Origin of the sequence: Rhodoferax sp., from assembly GCF_018780565.1 — a bacterium.
Classification (GTDB): domain Bacteria; phylum Pseudomonadota; class Gammaproteobacteria; order Burkholderiales; family Burkholderiaceae_C; genus Rhodoferax.
In genome coordinates, this window is the sequence record NZ_JADMJN010000002.1 from 525,764 (window position 1) to 545,057 (window position 19,294).

Consider the following 19,294-nt stretch of genomic DNA (forward strand, 5'->3'; position numbering starts at 1 on the left):
CAATTCAAGCTTGTACGACAAAGGCAAGGGCCTGATTTCATGAAGATTGTTCTGGCATCCAATAACAAGGGCAAGCTGGCCGAGCTGCGCGCCATGTTTGCGCCGCTCGGGCTGGAGCTGGTTGCGCAAGGTGAACTTGGCATTCCCGAGGCCGCCGAGCCTTTTCATACGTTTGTTGAAAATGCGCTGGCCAAGGCCCGCCATGCGGCGGCGCACAGCGGCTTGCCCGCGCTGGCTGACGACGCGGGTTTGTGCGTTGACGCCTTTGGGGGCTTGCCAGGCGTTGATACGGCCTACTACGCCACGCAGTTCGGGTACGACAAGGGCGACGACAACAATGTGCGAGCCCTTCTGGAACAAATGCGCGATGTCGACAATCGCCGCGCGGCGCTGGTGAGTACGCTGGTGGCGGTGCGCTCGGCGCAGGATCCGGAGCCGCTGATTGCGGCTGGCCGCGTGGTGGGCGAGATCAGTCGCGAGCCGATGGGCAGCAACGGATTTGGTTTCGATCCGGTGATGTACATCCCCGAGTTCGGCAAGACCTTTGCGCAGCTGCCCGTGGAGGTTAAAAATGCCAACAGCCACCGCGGTCGGGCTGCGCGTGCGATGCTTGAGCTGATCCGTGAGCGGTGGCTGTAAGGCCTTTGGTATTGACCATGATTCCCATCGCACCTGCATCGCCCGCACCGCAGCCATCCACACCCCGGGATGTACAGCACTACATGCGCCCCGGCCTGTTGCAGCTGGCCGCGCTGCCACCGCTGTCACTTTATGTGCATCTTCCCTGGTGCCTCAAGAAGTGCCCGTATTGCGACTTCAATTCCCATGAGATGCGCGCTGCCGACATGCCTGAGCAGCGCTACCTGGATGCCGTCATGGCAGACCTGGAGGCGGCCTTGCCGCTGGTCTGGGGGCGCACGGTGCACAGCATTTTTATCGGTGGTGGCACGCCCAGCCTTTTCTCGCCCGAGGCCATTGACCGGCTGATTGGTGGCATCCGTGCCCGCCTGCGGCTGGAGCCCGATTGCGAGATCACGCTGGAGGCCAATCCCGGCACCTTTGAGCGGGATCGTTTCCGGGCTTTCAGATCAGCGGGTGTGACGCGCCTGTCCATCGGGGTCCAGAGCTTCAACGACGCGTACCTGAAGGCGCTGGGCCGGGTGCACGATCGCGCGCAGGCGCTGGCGGCGGTGGAGGAGGCGGCGCAGGCCTTTGACACTTTCAACCTGGACATCATGTACGCACTGCCGGGTCAGACCCTGGCTGACCTGAAAGAGGACATGGCTACCGCCCTGGCTCTGGCGCCACCCCATATTTCGATCTACCACCTCACCATAGAGCCCAACACTTATTTCGCCAAGTACCCGCCCGTGATCCCGGAGGAGGATACGGCATACGACATGCTGGACCTCATCACCGATATGACGGGCGAGGCGGGACTGTACCGCTATGAAGTGTCTGCCTACGCGCGTGATGGGCACCGATGTTTTCACAACCTGAATTACTGGCAGTTCGGCGACTATCTGGGCTTGGGTGCTGGAGCCCACAGTAAGCTCAGTTTTGCCCACCGCGTGGTGCGTCAGGTGCGTTTTCGGGACCCCAAGCTGTACATGGAAAAAGCGCTGGCCGGCTATGGCGTGGCGCAGGACGACGAAGTCAGCCGTGCTGATTTGCCGTTTGAGTTCATGCTCAATGCCCTGCGTTTGAAAGACGGTTTTTCCCTGCAGCAGTTCCATGAGCGCACCGGCCTGGCGATCAATGCCATCCAGCAGGGGCTGGATGAGGCAGAACGCAAAGGCTTGATCGAGCGTGACTTTGGTCGAATCAAGCCCAGCCTACGGGGTTTTGACTTTCTGAACGACCTGCAGGCCCTGTTTTTACCGCCGTCCCGCTGAATCTCCCGGGCACCGGGATTCTGCTCGCGCTATAGTCTGGCGAACTGGAGAGGGTCTGGACCATGTTCTCTGTCTATGGTGTGTCGGGGCAATTGTTTCGCGGGTCGATGGAGCAGCTGCGTCAGATCGGCGGTGTCGGTGCGGCTGCGCGCACCCAGGCAATCCAGCCGGTTGGTCGCGATGGGCAGGATGCGCGTGACAACATTTTTGCTGCTTTCACGCGGCAGGCCCCGAGCGACGAGGCGCATCGCACTGCGTTGACGGCGTATGCGCAAACCCAAAAAGTGGTGCTGCCGCGCCATCCGCTGCGTCAGGTTGATGCGCTGATGAGCCGTGATGTGATCACCTTACCCGACACCGTCACCGTTCTGGAAGCCTGGCAGCTGCTGGCGCGGCATGGCGTGGGCCAGGCTCCGGTGGTGAATCAGGCTGGCACTTTGGTGGGTTTGCTGTCTCGCGCGGATTTGCTGCGCCCGGATCGCCTCCCGACGCCTGACACCAATGTATTGGTATGGCGAGCCCTGCTGGCGCAAAGCGTTTCGGACATCATGTGGACGCCTGTGCCCAGTGTTGCTCCGGACACGGATATCCGCCGCGTGGCGCATGTTTTGCTGGATACGGGCCTGCCCGGGCTGCCTGTTGTGGATGAGCAGGGTCTGGTGACCGGTTTTGTGTCTCGATCGGACATTCTGCGTGCCGTGGTGACAGACCCGCCGCTGGACCTCTGGGGCTAGGGGCGGTTTTTCGGTGATTTTTCAGGCGGCTCGGGCAGCAATTCGGCCGGCATGGTGTTGTCGTACGTGGTGTCCGGCGCATCTTTGGGTGGCGCGATGGAGTCTTCCCACAGGCCCCAAGCGGTATCGGTATTCGATTCGACGGCTTCAGGTATCGGTATCGGATCGTTCACCGAATACAAATGAATGGTTGTTGAAGGCTTGCGCTCAGTTGGCGGAATTTTTGAAACTTCCTTGACCATGTGACCTCCACTCCTGTTTCGAATTGACTTTTTGCGGTGCACTTTCTTCCTCACCACCGAAGATCGGAGATGGCACGCACAAGATCGATTTTAAAGCGCAAATTGTTCTTTGGGGTATTTGCCATTCAGCGGCCTTCGGATGGCCTTTGGTCATGCTGAACATTGACTTTCATGAATAATGCGCCTGTTGACTTGCTTGCGCGCTGGTCCACGGATGTTCTTACGCACAATGACATTGACTACAAGGGATCGCATGACCATTCAAACGCAGCAGGCACCGGCCATCCGGCTGGAAACCCATTTCCAGAATCGTGTCCTGCGCTGTTTCGTTGACCGGCCCGCCAATATCAATCAGATGTTAACGGCGGCGGCAAGCCGGCGGCCCGCCGCCGAGGCGCTGGTCTGTGGTGAGCGGCGCCTGTCCTGGGCGGCGATGCAGGAGCAGGTCATGCGCGCCGCTGGCGGGCTGATGGCGCTGGGTGTGCAACCCGGCGAGCGTGTAGCGCTGCTGCTAGGCAACGGGATCGAGTTCGTGATTGCGACCTTTGCAATCCAGGCGGTGGGGGGTATTGTTGTCCCCTTGAGCATTCGCGATCAGACCCCGGGCCTGACCTACATCCTGCAGCACTGCGGAGCATCGGTGCTGGTGTCCGATGCGGTGCTGCAGCCGCTGTGGCCAGCACAGAAGGATGTGCCGGCCATCAGAGACATTCTTCTGGTTGGTGCTGCGCCGGGTCATGCCAACGGATTTGAACAATTGCTGGCCAGCGAGCCGCTGCCTGAATGCGTTGCGGTGCACGAGGATGATGTTGCCATCATCATGTACACATCTGGCACCACAGGCTTTCCCAAAGGTGCGATGCTGACGCATCTCAATGTGGTGCACTCGGTGTTGCACTTTGCACAGGGCTTGTCGCTGAGTGCCGAAGAGCGTGGCGCTGTGGCAGTGCCATTGAGCCACGTTACCGGGCTGGTCGGACTGATGATGGTGACCCTGGGCCTGGGTGGTACGCTGTTGATTGTCCCGTCCTTCAAGGCGGCCGAGTTTTTACCACTGGTTGCACGCGAACGCATGAGCTTCACCATCATGGTGCCGGCGATGTACAACCTGTGCCTGTTGCAGACTGATTTTGCGAAACACGATCTGTCAGCTTGGCGTGTGGGTGGTTTCGGTGGTGCACCTATGCCGCCGGCCACCATTGACCGGCTGGTGCAGCAGTTGCCGGCCTTGCGTCTGTCCAACTGCTACGGAGCGACCGAAACCGCTTCGCCAGCCACCGCCATGCCGCCCGACCTGACTCGGACCCATCTGGACAGCGTTGGTCTGCCGCTGATCTGCGCCGAGGTGGCGGTGATGGACGAGGCGGGCCGGGAGCTACCGCGTGGCGAGGTGGGCGAGTTGTGGATCAAGGGCCCCATGGTGGTCAGTGGCTACTGGAACAACCCGCAGGCGACAGCTGACAATTTCATCGGTGGCTACTGGCGCAGTGGTGATGTCGGCCGCGTAGACCCCGAAGGTTTTGTGTACGTGATGGACCGGCGCAAGGACATGTTGAATCGCGGTGGCTACAAGATATTCAGTGTTGAAGTCGAGAACGTGCTGTGCCAGCATCCCGATGTGCTGGAGGCCGCCGTGGTGGCCAAGAGTTGCCCGGTGCTGGGTGAACGGGTGCATGTCTTCGTGGCCGCGCGTGAGGGCCGCACGCTGGATGCCGAGGTGCTGCGCCATTTCTGCGCCACACGCCTGTCTGACTACAAAGTGCCCGAGAGCTACACGCTGAGTACCGAACCCCTGCCGCGCAATGCCAATGGCAAAGTCATCAAGCTGGAACTGCGCCAACGTCTTTCGGCCGAGCTGGCCGCCGGACCTGGTGGCTGAGTTGTGGGTGGATCAATGAAAAACGGGCCGTGAAGGCCCGTTTTTCATTGTCGTTTTGGCGGAAGCGGTGAGATTCGAACTCACGGACGGTTTCCCGTCGCCGGTTTTCAAGACCGGTGCAATCGACCACTCTGCCACGCTTCCCAAGCCCAATATTCTAACCGGCTTGCAGCATGCCCCGGGTTTCGATGAAGGCAATCACCTCGGCCAGCCCGGTCTGGGTCTTCAGATTGGTCATGACAAAGGGTTTCAGGCCCTTGGGGCCGGTGCGCATGCGGGTGGTGTCTGCCGCCATGACCGCCAGGTCGGCACCCACGTAGGGGGCAAGGTCAGTTTTGTTGATGACAAACAGGTCGCTCTTGGTGATGCCGGGGCCGCCTTTGCGGGGAATTTTTTCGCCGGCAGCAACGTCAATCACGTAAATCGTCAGGTCGCTGAGTTCGGGGCTGAACGTGGCCGCCAGGTTGTCGCCGCCGCTCTCTACAAACACGATATCGGCGTTCGGGTGCTCAACCAGCATACGGTCAATGGCTTCCAGATTGATGGAGCAGTCTTCGCGGATGGCGGTGTGCGGGCAGCCGCCGGTTTCCACGCCCATGATGCGGTCGGCGGGCAGTGCGCCGCTCACCGTCAGCAGGCGTTGGTCTTCCTTGGTGTAGATGTCGTTGGTGATGGCCACCAGGTCATACTTTTCGCGCATGGCTTTGCACAGCATTTCCAGCAGCGTGGTTTTGCCAGAGCCCACGGGACCGCCGATGCCCACGCGCAGGGGAGGTAGTTTTTTGGTGCGGCTGGCAATGTGGTGCAGGGTCATGATCGGAACAGTCGTGAGTATTGAACTTCATGCTGGGCACTCAGGATGGCCAGCATGGGGGAAAAGGCCTGGCGCTCGCTCTCCCTCATGGCCAGGGCGTGCGCCACAGCAGCAGGAATTTCAGCGGTCAGGGCCGACAGGATGCGTTGCCCGGCGCTCTGCCCCAGTGGCACTGACTTGATGGCCGCCTGCACCATGTTTTCAGCCCAGCCGAAAGCGTAGGTCAGCAAACAATCGTGCAGGGTAGCCTGGCAGGCGCTGGCCGCCAGGGCAAAAGCCACGGGGTAGGTGGGCTGCAGGACCGCTAGCACTTGGATTTGCTCTGGCCTGGCGGTGGTGTGGTTGCGCAGCCACTCCAGCAGGGAGCGACCCATTTGTTCGGCCTGTGCCCGCAATTCGCTGCTTTCGCGGGTTTGCAGCACCCAGGCGTTGAGTTCCTGAATACGGTCATGGTCACCCCGCTGCCAGGCCGGCACGGCCTTGGCCAGAACCGCCAGATCGCTGCGCGCCAAACTCAGGTGCAACTGATCCAGCAGCCAGTCAGATGCTTCTGATTCTGTAGCTACATGTCCTTTATCCACGGAGGATTCAAGGCATTCCGAGTAAGAAAATCCGCCAATGGGAAGGGCTGGTGAGGCCAGCCACATGAGCTGCATCAGGCTGGTGCCGCTGCGTACCTCGGGCTCAGTGCGACGTCGGCGAATACCGCTGCGCAGATTGCGTTGCATGGCGCCGGGGTGATGCATCAGTGGGAGTGACCGTGACCGTGGGCGTGGGCGTGGTCGTGACTGTGGCCAGAGGACGCGTAAGCGCCACCCTCCGGCTCAAACGCCTCAGTGGCTTCACGCACGGTCAAGTGCATGGCGCGCAGCATATCGGCCAGCACATGGTCGGGCTCGATTTTCAGATGATCGGGTTTGAGTTCGATAGGCACATGCCGGTTGCCCAGGTGGTAGGCGGCGCGGATCAGGTCGAATGAACTGCCGTGTTCGGTGCAGGCCGTGATCACCAGCACCGGCTGTGCAGCAGCCAGCACCTTGATCAGTGAGCCGTCTTCGGCAACCAGCACATCGCCACCACGCACCACGGTACCACGCGGCAGGAAGATGCCCAGGGTACGCCCCATCGAGTCGGTGGCGTCAAAGCGGCTTTTCTGGCGCACGTCCCAGTCCAGTTCGATGCTGGATGCGCGTTTGACCAGCACCGGGGCCAGTCCGGCGCCTTGCGACATGAGTTTGGAGATTTGGAGCATCAGAACAAAAAGTAACGTTGTGTCAGGGGCAGACTGACAGCGGGCTCGCAGGTCAGCAACTGGCCGTCGGCACGCACGGTGTAAGTCTGGGCGTCGATTTCCATTTTAGGCAGGTAGCTGTTGTGCACCATGTGCTGCTTGCGCACGCCCCGGATGTTCTTGACCGCACTCAGTGGTTTGGCCAAACCAAAGCGCTCTTTGATGCCGGCGTTCAGCCCCGCCTGCGATACAAAGGTCAGCGAGCCCCGCGCCAGTGCGCCACCGTAGGCGCCAAACATGGGGCGGTAATGCACCGGTTGCGGCGTGGGGATGGAGGCGTTAGGGTCGCCCATGGCGGCCATGGCGATGAAGCCACCTTTCAGAATCAGAGCCGGTTTGACACCAAAGAAAGCCGGCTTCCAGACCACGAGATCAGCCCACTTGCCGACCTCAATGCTGCCGACCTCATGGCTGATGCCGTGGGCAAGGGCCGGGTTGATGGTGTACTTGGCCACATAACGCTTGACGCGGAAGTTGTCGTTGCGGGCGTTGTCTTCGGAAAGCTTGCCACGCTGCGCTTTCATCTTGTGAGCCGTCTGCCAGGTGCGAAGGATCACCTCGCCAACGCGCCCCATGGCCTGGCTGTCGCTGCTCATCATGCTGATGGCGCCCATGTCGTGAAGCACGTCTTCGGCGGCAATGGTTTCCTTGCGGATGCGGCTTTCGGCAAACGCCAGGTCTTCGGCAATGGCCGGGTCCAGGTGATGGCACACCATGAGCATGTCCACGTGCTCGTCAAGCGTATTCACCGTGTAGGGCATGGTGGGGTTGGTGGAACTGGGCAGGAAGTTGTCATGCCCCACCACCCGCAAAATATCAGGCGCGTGACCACCGCCCGCGCCTTCGGTGTGGAAGGCACACAGTGTGCGGCCCTTGGTGGCCGCAATCGTGTTTTCCACAAAGCCTGACTCGTTGAGCGTGTCAGAGTGGATGGCGACCTGCACGTCAGCCACTTCCGCCACGTCCAGACAGTTACTGATGGCTGCTGGCGTGGTGCCCCAGTCTTCGTGAAGCTTGAGGCCGATCACGCCCGCATTGACCTGCTCGTGCAATGCGCCGGGCAGGCTGGCATTGCCTTTGCCGAGAAACCCCAGGTTCATGGGGAAGGCGTCGGCGGCCTGCAGCATGCGCTCGATGTTCCAGGGTCCGGGCGTGCAGGTGGTGGCAAAGGTGCCGGTGGCCGGGCCGGTGCCGCCGCCCAGCATGGTGGTGACACCGCTGGCCAGAGCCTCTTCGATTTGCTGCGGGCAGATGAAATGGATGTGCGAGTCGATGCCCCCCGCTGTGACAATGTTGCCTTCGCAGCTGATGACTTCGGTGCCGGGGCCGATGACGATGTCCACGCCGGGTTGGGTGTCGGGGTTGCCGGCCTTGCCGATGGCCACGATACGTCCGCCCTTGAGGCCAATGTCCGCCTTAACGATGCCCCAGTGGTCCAGAATCAGCGCGTTGGTCATCACGCAGTCCACTGCGCCTGCGGCCTGCGGGCCGGTGCCCGAGCCATCGCGGGTGCGCTGGGATTGCGCCATGCCGTCGCGAATGGTCTTCCCGCCACCGAATTTGACTTCTTCGCCGTACCCGCCAGCAGCCAGGGTGAAGTCTTGCTCCACCTCGATCAGCAGGTCGGTATCAGCGAGTCGTACGCGGTCGCCCGTGGTGGGGCCAAAAATCTCGGCGTAGGCGCGTCGTCCAATCGTTGCCATGTCAAAGCGCTCCCTTGACGCTTGCGTCAATATGTCCGTTGGTGAGGCCGCGAAATCCGTAGACGGCGCGGTCGCCTGAATAGTCCACGAGTTCCACCGTGCGTTGCTGTCCCGGCTCGAACCGCACGGCCGAACCTGATGCAATGTTCAGGCGCATGCCCAGGGCCATGGCCCGGTCAAAGCCGAGAGCGCCGTTGGTCTCGGCAAAGTGATAGTGGGAGCCCACCTGGATCGGGCGGTCTGCGGTGTTTTTGACCACCAGCGTCAGGGTGCGTCGCCCGGGATTGAGGGCGTGTTCGCCCTCATCGGTGATGATTTCGCCGGGGGTCATGACCGTCTCACTTGCCGTTGTGCGACAGCCAGATGGCCAGCGCAATCATGCCGCCCACCGTCACAAAGCCCCATACGTCCGTGGCGTGCCAATGGGTGTCTGTCATCCCATGCCCGTCATGGGAAAATGCGGTACTGGCCCCCGTCGTTACTGCGACAGTAGCTATCATTTTAAGAGCATTTTTGATTTTCATGATGTGGATGGTGAGGGGTGGATGAAGGGGGATTTCAGACGATCGGCTGGTGCACCGTCACCAGCTTGGTGCCATCGGGAAAGGTGGCTTCTACCTGGATGTCGGGAATCATCTCGGCAATGCCGTCCATCACGTCGGCGCGGGTCAGGATGGTGCGGCCCTCGCTCATGAGCTGGGCCACGGTCTTGCCGTCACGCGCGCCTTCCATCACGGCGGCACTGATCAGTGCCAGTGCTTCCGGATAGTTGAGCTTGAGGCCGCGCGCTTTGCGACGCTCGGCCAGCAAGCCGGCGGTGAAAATCAGCAGCTTGTCTTTTTCGCGGGGTGTGAGTTCCATACGCTCATCCATGCAAATCCCGTGCCGTGGCATGAAACCTGCACCATAAAGGTGTGACTTCAGATGCCAAACCACCGTCCCCACCCGAAGCGGTCCAGCGCATCACGCTGGTCCGGCGTGATTACAACGCCTGGGTGGCGAGTGAAACCATGGAAGATTACGCACTGCGTTTCGCTCCGCAGCGTTTTCGCAAATGGTCTGAGTGGCGGGTGGCCAACACCGCATTCGGCGCGGCGTCCTTCCTGATTCTGGAAGCCGTGGGTGCCACGCTGCTGGTGCAGTACGGCTTTACCAACGCGTTTTGGGCCATCCTGGCCACCGGGCTGATTATTTTTCTGGCCGGCCTGCCCATTAGCATCTACGCGGCCCGCTACGGGGTGGATATGGATTTGCTCACTCGTGGCGCGGGTTTTGGCTACATCGGCTCCACGCTTACCTCGCTCATCTACGCCTCGTTCACATTCATCTTCTTTGCGCTGGAGGCCGCTGTCATGGCCTATGCGCTGGAGCTTGCCCTGGGCATTCCCCCAAGCTGGGGCTACCTGCTGTGTGCCCTGGTGGTGATTCCCCTGGTGACCTTTGGCGTGTCGACCATCAGTCGCCTGCAAGTGTGGACCCAGCCGCTTTGGCTGCTCATGCTGGTGGTGCCCTATGTGTATGTCTTTGTGCTCGATCCCGGTGCGTTCTCGGGCGTTGTGCACTACAAAGGGGAAAGAGGTGTTGATCCGGGCTTCAGTTTGCCCTTGTTTGGTGCAGCGCTGACCGTCGGCATTGCCCTGATGACGCAAATGGGCGAGCAGGCTGATTTCCTGCGCTTCATGCCCGTCAAGACGGCCTCCAACAAGGCGCGCTGGTGGTTGGGGGTGCTGGTGGGGGGGCCGGGCTGGGTCGTGCTGGGCGTGCTCAAGATGCTCGGCGGCGCTTTGCTGGCGTTCCTGGCCATCAGTCACGCCGTGCCCACGGATCGGGCGGTGGACCCGAATCAGATGTACCTGGCGGCCTATGAGTATGTGTTTCCCAAATATGGCTGGGCCGTGGCCGCCACTGCGCTGTTCGTGGTGATCTCCCAGGTCAAGATCAACGTGACCAATGCCTATGCCGGGTCGCTGGCCTGGTCCAACTTTTTCTCGCGGCTCACGCACAGCCATCCGGGCCGGGTGGTGTGGGTGGTGTTCAACACCCTGATTGCTTTCATGTTGATGGAGATGAATGTGTTCCAGGCGCTGGGGGATGTGCTGGGTTTGTATTCCAACATTGCCATTGCCTGGATGATGGCGGTGGTGGCAGACCTGGTCATCAACAAGCCGCTGGGTCTGTCGCCGCCGGGCATCGAGTTCAAGCGTGCCCATTTGTACGACATCAATCCTGTGGGTGTGGGGGCCATGGCGCTCGCATCCGTGCTGTCGGTCACAGCGCATCTGGGACTGTTTGGTGCCACGGCGCAGGCTTTTTCGGCGCTGATTGCACTGGGTACGGCCTTCGTCACCTCGCCGTTGATTGCTTGGGCCACCAAAGGCAAGTACTACATCGCACGAACCAGCGAAGTGAAGGTCAAGTACTGTGTGATTTGCGAGCGTGAGTACGAAGGGCCTGACATGGCGCACTGCCCGGCTTACCAGGGCCCCATCTGCTCGCTGTGCTGTACGCTGGATGCCCGCTGTGGCGATCTTTGCAAGCCACACGCCAACCTGGCCTCGCAGTGGACGTCCACTTTGCGCTGGCTGCTGCCCAGACCCTGCTGGCCGTATCTGGATACCGGGTTGGGTTATTTCCTGCTGCTGATGCTGGTGATTGGGCCGCTGCTCGCCAGTGTGTTCGGTCTGCTGTATCACCAGGAGCTCAACGCGCTGGTGCGCACGGTTGCAGATTTTGAAATGTTGCAGGCCCCCCAGTCCGCGCTGCGTTCGGGCTTTCTCAAGGCCTACATGGCTTTGCTGGTGATTGCCGGGCTCGTGGCATGGTGGGTGGTTCTGGCGCACAAGAGCCGCCAGGTGGCCCAGGAGGAATCAAACCGCCAAACCAATTTGCTGATGCATGAGATCGAGTCGCACCGCCAGACCGACCAGGCCTTGCAGTCCGCCAAGCTGGTGGCAGAGCAGGCCAGAAAAGCCGCCGACCACGCCAACCAGGCCAAGAGCCGCTACATCAGTGCCATCAGCCACGAATTGCGCACGCCACTCAACAGCATCCTGGGTTATGCGCAGTTGATGGGGGAAGACGCCTCCATTCCGGCGCATCGCAAGCAGGCGGTCAGCGTCATCAAGCGCGGGGGGGAGCATTTGCTCTCGCTGATCGAAGGCACGCTGGATATCGCCCACATCGAGAGCGGCAAGCTCACCCTCAATGTGCGCCCGATGCCCTTCGCCGAATTTGTGCAGGAGATCGCCAGCATGTTTGAGCTTGAAGCCCATGCCAAGGGCCTGGTCTTTCACTATGCCGAGGAAGGTTCCCTGCCGGCCGTGGTGCGCGCCGACGAAAAGCGGGTGCGTCAGATCCTGATCAACCTGCTGGGCAACGCCATCAAGTTCACGACGCAGGGGCAGGTGACGTTTCGCATTCGTTACGCGCGCGAGATGGCCGCCATCGAGATTGAAGACACCGGGCCGGGTCTTTCCACCCAGGAGCACGAGCGAATTTTTGAGCCCTTTACGCGGGCCAACACGCCAGGTACCACGGCGCCGGGCTCGGGTCTGGGATTGACCATTGCCAAAATGCTCACCGACCTGATGGGTGGGCAACTGAGCGTGACCGGCACACCGGGCGTGGGCTCGGTGTTCAAGGTGAAGCTGTTTTTGCCCGAGGTGCATGTGGCGTCCGGTCCCTTGTCGGGGCGCTCGCCGGCTTCTGCACGCCCGTCCCGCCACGGCTATGCCGGCGTGCGCCGGCGCGTGCTGGTGGTGGACAACGAGGAGGCCGACCGTGAGCTGCTGGTGAACCTGTTGCAGCCGCTTGGCTTTGAGCTGCGAACCGCGGCCAGCGGCCATGATTGCCTGGACTTGATCGCCAGCGGCTACCAGCCCGACGTCATCTTCATGGACCTGGCCATGCCCGGCATTGATGGCTGGGAGACGATCCGCCGTTTGCGCGTGCTGGCGCCCGCTCGAGCGCAGGCGGTGGCCATCGTATCGGCCAATGCATTTGACAAGGGCCTGGAGAATGATGTGGGCATTCCGGGTGAGGACTTCATCTTGAAGCCGGTACGCCACTCCGAACTTCTGGATTGGCTGACGCTGCGACTGTCGCTTGTCTGGACGGAAACCGCCCGCCCCGCGGCAGCTGTCGATGCGCCGGTGATGGATCTGGTGCTGCCAGCCAAGTCCCACCTGGATGGCTTGCGCGAGCTGGTGAGTCTGGGCTATTACCGGGGCATCATGAACAAGCTGGACGAAATTGAAGCGGCGCAGCCGACAAGCGCAGCCTTTGTGGCGCAGATGCGCGGCCTGGCGCGTCAGTTTCAATTTGAAGCCATGGGCCAGCAATTGAGCGAGAAGTCCAATGAAAACTGAGTCGTCGAATCCGCAACTGGACCAGACCTTGGACCGCGCCAACAGCGACGTCGTGCTGATTGTGGATGACGTGCCCGACAACCTGTCGGTGCTGCATGACGCGCTGGACGAGTCGGGCTATACGGTGCTGGTGGCCACCCATGGCGAGGCGGCGCTGCAGCGCGCTGCACAGGCCTTGCCGGACATTGTGTTGCTGGACGCCATGATGCCCGGCATGGATGGCTTTGAAGTCGCCCGGCGCCTCAAGGCCTCGCCCGCCACGGCGCACATTCCCATCATCTTCATGACCGGCCTGACCGAGACTGAGTACCTGGTGGCAGCGCTGGAATCCGGCGGTGTGGACTACGTGACCAAGCCCATCAAACCCAAGGAAGTCCTGGCGCGTATCAGTGTGCACCTGCAGGGTGCTCGTGAAAAGCGCCAGGCCCGCAACGCGCTGGATGCCTTTGGCTATGCCAGCATCACCGTGCGGGTGAGCGATGGCCGCCTGATGTGGCAAACCCCGCTGGCGCGTGAACTCCTGTTGCGCTACTACGGGACCGAGGCCCCGCACATGCCCGAGCTGGTGCTCAAGTGGCTGCGCCGCCATGTGGTGGAGGCCGCCGCGCTGGCCGAGCCTCCGCGCCTGAGCATCGAGCAGGGCTCCAAGCGATTGACGTTTCGGCTGCACCAGCAAATTGGCGACAGTGAGGGTGGCGGTGACTGGCTCATCATCATGCGCGAGGAGTCGGACGAGAGCGTCATTGAGGCCATCGCCTTGAGCTTCAAGCTCACCCCGCGTGAGGCCGAGGTTTTGTACTGGGTGGTCAAGGGCAAGATCAACCGCGACATCGGCGATATTCTGGGCTCAAGCCCCATGACCGTGAAAAAGCATCTGGAGCGCGTGTTCGCCAAACTCGGGGTAGAGACGCGAACGGCCGCTGCGGGCATGGCCATGAGCCGCATCCGGCAGCTGCATCCGCAGTTCGAGGGCTGACGTCGGTCAGCTCATCTCACCTGGCTGGGTCGGGGCAAAGCCGCTGCTGCGATGGTCGTAGTCTGAGGTGGGCAGGTCAAACTTTCTGGCGGGTGACCCGGCGGTTGGGCCCGTGGCTTTGGCTGTCCAGAATTCCGGCTCGGGCATGGCCATGGCCGGATAGCTGCCTTCCGGCGCGTAGCTCCAGTAAAACACATACCTGGCGCGATGGGTACCCGCGTCGAATCGGGCCAGACCCTGGCCCAGAAGTTGTTGCAGAGCGGGGGCATAGCGCATCAGGTTCTCATTGCCCTCCCTGATGGTCAACTGGACGAGGTGCGAGTCCTTCTCGCCATCGGCTGCTGGTGTGACGGTTTTCAAGGCGATCCACGTGACGGGGATCCCGTTTTTTTGAAGCGTGTCGCGCAGCACGGTTCGAACCAGTTCGCGCCGGGTGGTCATTTGCTGGGCGTCACTTTCGGCGACGCTGTCGGGTGGCAAGGTGCTCGGACCTTCCCGTGTGGTTTTCCTGGACTTGCCGAAACCCAAAAACTCGAACATGCCGCGCCATCCCCATAAGTTGCCACGAGGTGGCTCAGAAGCTTCCTAGGATATCGGGATGGCGCTTTTTGTCAAACAGCCGTCAAGCAGGCACAGCCTCCAGCGCGTGCATGGTAATGGCCACGCCGCCCAGTACCGCATTGCCTGACAGGGGGTCGCGCAATTGATCGTCCAGCAAGGCGTTGAGGTTGGCACCCGGGCGCTGGGCGGCCAACTGCAGCTGTGTGCCGGGCAGGTTGTGCCCCCAGCCGTGCGGCAAGCTCACCACGCCGGGCATCATTTCGTCGCTGATCTGCACCTGGGCTTGCAGGCTGCGTGGGCCGTTGGCAATGTGGGCCATGGCGCCATCCTGCAGGTTCAGGCGCTTGGCGTCGATGGGGTGAATCAGCGCGGTGCAGCGAAACGGTCCTTTTGCCAGCACGGGCAGGTTGTGCATCCAGCTGTTGTTGGTGCGCACATCGCGGCGCCCGATGATCATCAGCCCGGGCGCCGGGCGCGCCAGATCGGCGGCGGGGCGCTGCATGTCTGCCAGCAGGCTTGGTGGTGCCAATTCGATCTTGCCGCTGGGGGTGCGCAGCATTTCAGGGACGCGGGCTTTGAGTTCGCCCAGGTCAATGCCGCCAGTGGCGTTGGAGGCCATCACCTTGGCCAGCGTCAAGCCTTCAGGCCGTGTGCCAAAGCCGTCGCCATAGGGGCCGGTGCGCAGGGCCACTTCAAGCGTGCGGTGCGGGCCGCGCAGGCCACGGGTGGCCTGGATGATGGCCTCGGCCTGATTGCCAAACATGCGCTGTGCATCCTCGGCAAACTGGGCATCGTCCAGGGCGTTGGCGTCCACGCCTGCTCCTTGACCGCGCACAATGGCTGCCAGCTTGAGCATGGTTTGCCATTCTTCGGGCTGGTCTGCTTCGCGCGGCAGGATGGGCGGGCTGTAGCGTGCGTGGTTGCGCCACGAGAGCTGTGGAAAGGCCACGTCGTAATGAAAGTCTTCCAGGGGTGACACGCCGGGCAGGATCACGTCCGCATGGCGCGTGGTCTCGTTCAGGTAGATGTCCATGCTGACCATGAAATCGAGTTTGTCCAGGGCCGCCGCCAGGCGCGGACCATTGGGTGAGGAGAGCACCGGGTTGGTGGCGACCGTGAACAGGGCACGGACCTGGCCGGTGCCGGGGGTCTCGATTTCTTCGGCCAGGCAGGTGATGGGCAATTCGCCATAGACCTCGGGTGCGCCACTGACCCGTGCCGTGTGGCGCCCGGTGACGACGCCTTTGCCGGTGCCTGGCTTGCCGCTGGTGTTGGCGCCAAAGGCCGCAGACTTGGGGAACATGGCGCCGCCCGGCGCATCCAGATGGCCGGTGAGTACGTTGAGCACATCCACGAGCCAGCTGGCCAGCGTGCCGTATTCCTGGGTGCAAGTGCCTATGCGTGCGTACACCGCGGCGCGCTCGGTGGTGGCGAGGTCGCGCGCCAGTTGGCGGATGGTGTCGGCTGTCATGCCGCAGCGCTCGGCCACCACCTCGGGTGTGAATGGGGCCACCGACTGCTCCACGGCCTCCACGCCCTGTACCCAGTCGGCCACGGTGCCCAGGCGCACCAGCTTCTCTGTGAACAGCGTGTGCACCATGGCGGCCAGCAAAAACACGTCTGCGCCCGGGCGGATGAAATGGTGCGCATCGGCCATGGCAGCGGTTTCGGTACGGCGTGGGTCAATCACCACCAGCTTGCCGCCGCGCCCCTGCATGGCCTTGGCCTTGCCCTTGAAATCCGGCACGGTCCACATGCTGCCGTTGCTGGCCAGGGGGTTGGCCCCCAGCACCAGCAGCAGGTCAGTGCGCGCAATATCGGGCACCGCCACCGACAGCCAGTGGCCGAACATCAGGCCGCTGGCGAGCTGCTTGGGCATCTGGTCCAGGGTCGAGGCAGAAAATACATTGCGCGTGCCCAGGGCACGCGCCAGTTTGCCAAAATAGGTCAGCAGTCCGATCTTGTGGGCTGATGGATTGCCGACCGCCACGGCCGTGGCATCACGTCCATGGGCCGCGATCAGTGGCGGCAGGCGGCGCTCAATCTCTGCAAAGGCCTCATCCCAGCTGGCTTGTACAAACACGCCATCGCGCTTGATGAGCGGCGTGCGCAGCCGGTCGGGATCCTCGTGCAGGTCTTTCAGCGCCACGCCCTTGGGGCAGATATAACCCTCGCTGAACACATCCTGCGCGTGGCCCCGGATACTGATCACCTGTTGGTCACGGACTTTGATTTCCAGTCCGCAGCAGGCTTCGCACAAGGGGCAAATACGGTGATGGGTTGTTTCAAGCATGGCGTTCTCGCAGAATGGATGGAAGACTTTGCCGATTTATGCCTGGGTGAGCATCGATTGTCGAGCACGCACGCGACAAGGCCGCCATGTGCTGCACCATTGTGCCGGTTGCGTGTAGTGTCAAAATCACAACATGCAAGCCCCCCCTTCAAACCCTGATCAGCCGCCCAATCCGCCATCCAGCCCGCCAGCCAGCCAAGCCCGCAACCCCTTGCACGGCCTGACGCTGGAAGCCATCGTGACGGCCTTGGTCGCGCACTACGGCTGGGCCGGCTTGGGTGAACGCATACCGGTACGCTGCTTTACCAGCGACCCCAGCATCGCCTCCAGCCTGAAGTTCCTGCGCAAAACGCCCTGGGCCCGCGAGAAGGTGGAAGGCCTGTATCTTTTCATGTTGCGCGACGCCCGTCGCAAAGGCCCATGAAGCCCCAAGCTCATCACCGCGCCGACCTCGTTCGCATCGCCAGCCGGGCCATGGTCGAGCGCGGGCTCGAACCCGAGTTTTCCGAGCGTGTCGAGCAACAATTGGCCACGATCACTGGCCCCCAGGTGGAAGCCGGCGCCGAGATACAGGATCTCACCCATCTGCTCTGGTGCTCCATTGACAACGATGATTCGCTGGATCTGGACCAGCTGACGGTGTGCGAGCCACTGCCCCTGGGCGCGGTTAGGTTGTGGGTGGCCATTGCCGATGTGGATGCGCTGGTGAAGAAGGGCACCGCCATTGACGAGCACGCCCTCATCAACACCACGTCGGTCTACACCTCTGCGCGCATCTTCCCGATGCTGCCCGAGCGTTTATCCACCGATCTGAGTTCGCTTAACGCCAATGAAGACCGGTTGGCGCTGGTGACCGAGATGGTGTTCAACGCAGACGCGTCGCTGGCAGGCTCCACGGTCTACCGCGCCAAGGTGCGCAACAAGGCCAAGCTGGCCTACGACGCTGTCAGCGCCTGGATCGATGGCGCAGGTCCATTGCCACCCGTTGCGGCATCCGTGGCAGGCATGGATGCGCAATTGCGCACCCAGGACGCCGTGGCCCAGCAACTGCGTGCGCGCCGCCGTCAGGAAGGCTCGCTGGAACTGGAAACTTTTCAGCCCCGGGCCGTATTTGAGGGTGAGAAGGTGGTCGACATTCGTCAGCAAGTGCAAAACCGTGCGCGCCAGTTGATCGAGGAGGTGATGATCGCCACCAACGGTTGCACGGCACGCTACCTGGCCTCCCACGGCGGTGCTTCGCTGCGGCGCGTGGTACGTTCACCCGAACGCTGGCTGCGGATTGTGGGCGTTGCCAAGGAGTACGGTGAAACGCTGCCCGAGGAGCCTGATTCCAAAGCCCTCGAAGCTTTTTTAGCCAGGCAGCACCAGGCGGACCCGGTGCGTTTTCCTGATCTGTCGCTGGTCATCGTCAAGCTCATGGGGCGCGGCGAGTATGTGGTGGAAACACAGGGGGGCATGCCGATCGGCCATTTTGGCCTGGCGGTGCGTGACTACACCCATTCCACCGCACCCAACCGGCGCTTTCCCGATCTGATCACCTCGCGCTTGTTGAAGGCGGCGCTGGCCGACCAGCCGCCGCCTTACTCGAACGCCGAGCTGGCCGAGCTGGCGCTGCACTGCACGCAGCAGGAAGATGCCGCACAAAAAGTGGAGCGGCGGCTGCGCAAGTCGGAGGCCGCACTGTTGCTTGAGTCGCAGATTGGCCGCAGCTTTGACGCCATCGTGACGGGCAGCGCCGCCGATGGCGTTTGGGTCAGGGTGTTCTCGCCGCCAGCCGAGGGCAAACTGGTGGGTGGCGGTTCCGACCTCAAGGTCGGAGAAAAAGTGCGCGTCAAGCTTCTTGCCACGAACGTGGAGCGTGGGTTTATCGACTTTGGCATGGTTGCGCATTTCGCCAGCAAGGCGGCCTAATCACCCGCTGTTTGTTTTGCATCAAAGTTCGGCTGGACTTTGGGAATAGCATCTGGCCCGTCGGGTCAGTGTTTTCACTTTGAGGAGAGAGCTATGAACATGACTCACTATATGGAGTTGCTGGCGGTCAATCAGCCCTGGAATTTATTGATTTACATGGCCATTCCCGTGGTGCTTGCAGAGACTTTGGCCATCACGGAGTTGTACCTGCTATTTACCCGGAACTGGTCTGGCGCAATTCACGCCGTGAATCGCTTTGTTGGCATTGCCGTGGGACTGTATTTCTGTGGGGTCATTGCGTATCTGACAATCAATGCCGTAGTGCCCATCACAAAAGCGGGCGAATGGCGTTCCATCATTGATGTGGTTGCGGTTGGTTGCTACCTGATCGGAGGTTTGCCTTTGATCTGCATCGCCTTGCAGGAGTTGGGGTTGATCAACCGCGGCGCAAGCCAGAACCAGAAGATCAAGGTTCATGCGGTGTGCGTAGCCTTGTTCCTGGTATTTGGTCATATTGCCATGATCGCCGGGATGCTGGACCCGGCGCTATTCGGCTATGTGCCCGGTGCAGCGAACGCGATGCCGGTGCATCACTAGCCGTCAAGAGCTTCAGAGTTGGCCAGGCGCG

At 61.7% G+C, this 19,294-nt stretch carries 17 protein-coding genes, 1 tRNA gene and 1 pseudogene; 9 read left to right on the forward strand and 10 right to left on the reverse strand.

What is annotated here, in order from left to right; all coding sequences use genetic code 11:
- Positions 1 to 39 precede the first annotated feature (39 nt).
- From rdgB to IV109_RS02985, 3 genes are all read left to right on the forward strand, one after another.
- Positions 40 to 639 carry an RdgB/HAM1 family non-canonical purine NTP pyrophosphatase gene (gene rdgB, locus IV109_RS02975; RefSeq protein WP_296691853.1) on the forward strand — a complete coding sequence of 200 codons (600 nt, stop codon included), beginning with the start codon at positions 40 to 42 and terminating at the stop codon, positions 637 to 639.
- 17 nt (positions 640 to 656) lie between these two features.
- Positions 657 to 1,895: a radical SAM family heme chaperone HemW gene (gene hemW / locus IV109_RS02980; RefSeq protein ID WP_296691856.1), complete on the forward strand. Its 1,239-nt coding sequence runs from the start codon at positions 657 to 659 to the stop codon at positions 1,893 to 1,895.
- 62 nt (positions 1,896 to 1,957) lie between these two features.
- Entirely contained in the window at positions 1,958 to 2,629 is a 672-nt protein-coding gene (locus tag IV109_RS02985; RefSeq protein ID WP_296691859.1) for a CBS domain-containing protein, read from the forward strand.
- Here IV109_RS02985 and IV109_RS02990 read toward each other — a convergent pair.
- Positions 2,626 to 2,871: a hypothetical protein gene (locus tag IV109_RS02990; protein ID WP_296691862.1), complete on the reverse strand. Its 246-nt coding sequence runs from the start codon at positions 2,869 to 2,871 to the stop codon at positions 2,626 to 2,628. The two genes, IV109_RS02985 and IV109_RS02990, sit on opposite strands and share 4 nt — an antisense overlap.
- Before the next feature lie 253 nt (positions 2,872 to 3,124).
- Here IV109_RS02990 and IV109_RS02995 point away from each other — a divergent pair, with 253 nt between their 5' ends.
- Complete coding sequence (locus IV109_RS02995; protein WP_296691865.1) at positions 3,125 to 4,750, forward strand: AMP-binding protein; 1,626 nt, start codon at positions 3,125 to 3,127, stop codon at positions 4,748 to 4,750.
- A gap of 56 nt (positions 4,751 to 4,806) precedes the next feature.
- Here IV109_RS02995 and IV109_RS03000 read toward each other — a convergent pair.
- The 7 genes and pseudogenes from IV109_RS03000 to ureA all read right to left on the reverse strand — a co-directional run bounded on the left by IV109_RS03000 (position 4,807) and on the right by ureA (position 9,419).
- Positions 4,807 to 4,894 (reverse strand) — tRNA-Ser (locus tag IV109_RS03000).
- 13 nt (positions 4,895 to 4,907) lie between these two features.
- The gene (ureG, locus tag IV109_RS03005) at positions 4,908 to 5,564 is read right to left on the reverse strand and encodes an urease accessory protein UreG (protein WP_296691867.1); all 657 of its coding nucleotides are present in this window, start codon (positions 5,562 to 5,564) and stop codon (positions 4,908 to 4,910) included.
- Complete coding sequence (locus IV109_RS03010) at positions 5,561 to 6,220, reverse strand: urease accessory UreF family protein (protein ID WP_296692502.1); 660 nt, start codon at positions 6,218 to 6,220, stop codon at positions 5,561 to 5,563. The genes ureG and IV109_RS03010 overlap by 4 nt, the downstream gene beginning before the upstream one ends.
- 92 nt (positions 6,221 to 6,312) lie before the next feature.
- Positions 6,313 to 6,816 (reverse strand): annotated as a pseudogene (gene ureE, locus IV109_RS03015) (urease accessory protein UreE); the annotation flags it as partial.
- Complete coding sequence (gene ureC / locus IV109_RS03020; RefSeq protein WP_296691870.1) at positions 6,816 to 8,558, reverse strand: urease subunit alpha; 1,743 nt, start codon at positions 8,556 to 8,558, stop codon at positions 6,816 to 6,818. The gene ureC and the pseudogene ureE, both read right to left, overlap by 1 nt.
- A gap of 1 nt (position 8,559) precedes the next feature.
- Entirely contained in the window at positions 8,560 to 8,889 is a 330-nt protein-coding gene (locus tag IV109_RS03025; protein WP_296691873.1) for an urease subunit beta, read from the reverse strand.
- A gap of 227 nt (positions 8,890 to 9,116) precedes the next feature.
- Positions 9,117 to 9,419, reverse strand: coding sequence for an urease subunit gamma (ureA, locus tag IV109_RS03030; RefSeq protein WP_114973678.1), 303 nt, complete (start codon positions 9,417 to 9,419; stop codon positions 9,117 to 9,119).
- A 38-nt stretch (positions 9,420 to 9,457) separates the two neighbouring features.
- Between ureA and IV109_RS03035 the strand changes: the two genes are divergently transcribed.
- Both IV109_RS03035 and IV109_RS03040 read left to right on the forward strand, forming a co-directional pair.
- Positions 9,458 to 12,925 carry an ATP-binding protein gene (locus IV109_RS03035; protein WP_296692505.1) on the forward strand — a complete coding sequence of 1,156 codons (3,468 nt, stop codon included), beginning with the start codon at positions 9,458 to 9,460 and terminating at the stop codon, positions 12,923 to 12,925.
- Entirely contained in the window at positions 12,915 to 13,901 is a 987-nt protein-coding gene (locus IV109_RS03040; protein WP_296691879.1) for a response regulator, read from the forward strand. Before IV109_RS03035 ends, IV109_RS03040 begins: the two co-directional genes overlap by 11 nt.
- A 6-nt stretch (positions 13,902 to 13,907) precedes the next feature.
- On the opposite strand, the gene IV109_RS03045 is transcribed toward IV109_RS03040, so the two are convergent.
- Together IV109_RS03045 and IV109_RS03050 are read right to left on the reverse strand one after the other, a co-directional pair.
- Positions 13,908 to 14,441, reverse strand: coding sequence for a hypothetical protein (locus IV109_RS03045; protein WP_296691882.1), 534 nt, complete (start codon positions 14,439 to 14,441; stop codon positions 13,908 to 13,910).
- 82 nt (positions 14,442 to 14,523) lie between these two features.
- Entirely contained in the window at positions 14,524 to 16,755 is a 2,232-nt protein-coding gene (locus IV109_RS03050; protein ID WP_296691885.1) for a molybdopterin-dependent oxidoreductase, read from the reverse strand.
- A 133-nt stretch (positions 16,756 to 16,888) separates the two neighbouring features.
- Here IV109_RS03050 and IV109_RS03055 point away from each other — a divergent pair, with 133 nt between their 5' ends.
- The 3 genes from IV109_RS03055 (at position 16,889) to IV109_RS03065 (ending at position 19,263) form a co-directional block, all read left to right on the forward strand.
- Positions 16,889 to 17,179: a VF530 family protein gene (locus tag IV109_RS03055; protein ID WP_296691888.1), complete on the forward strand. Its 291-nt coding sequence runs from the start codon at positions 16,889 to 16,891 to the stop codon at positions 17,177 to 17,179.
- Positions 17,176 to 18,666 (forward strand): RNB domain-containing ribonuclease, encoded by a 1,491-nt coding sequence (locus tag IV109_RS03060; protein WP_296691891.1) that lies wholly within the window; start codon positions 17,176 to 17,178, stop codon positions 18,664 to 18,666. Before IV109_RS03055 ends, IV109_RS03060 begins: the two co-directional genes overlap by 4 nt.
- 93 nt (positions 18,667 to 18,759) lie before the next feature.
- Positions 18,760 to 19,263 (forward strand): DUF6803 family protein, encoded by a 504-nt coding sequence (locus IV109_RS03065; RefSeq protein WP_296691894.1) that lies wholly within the window; start codon positions 18,760 to 18,762, stop codon positions 19,261 to 19,263.
- Positions 19,264 to 19,294 lie beyond the last annotated feature (31 nt).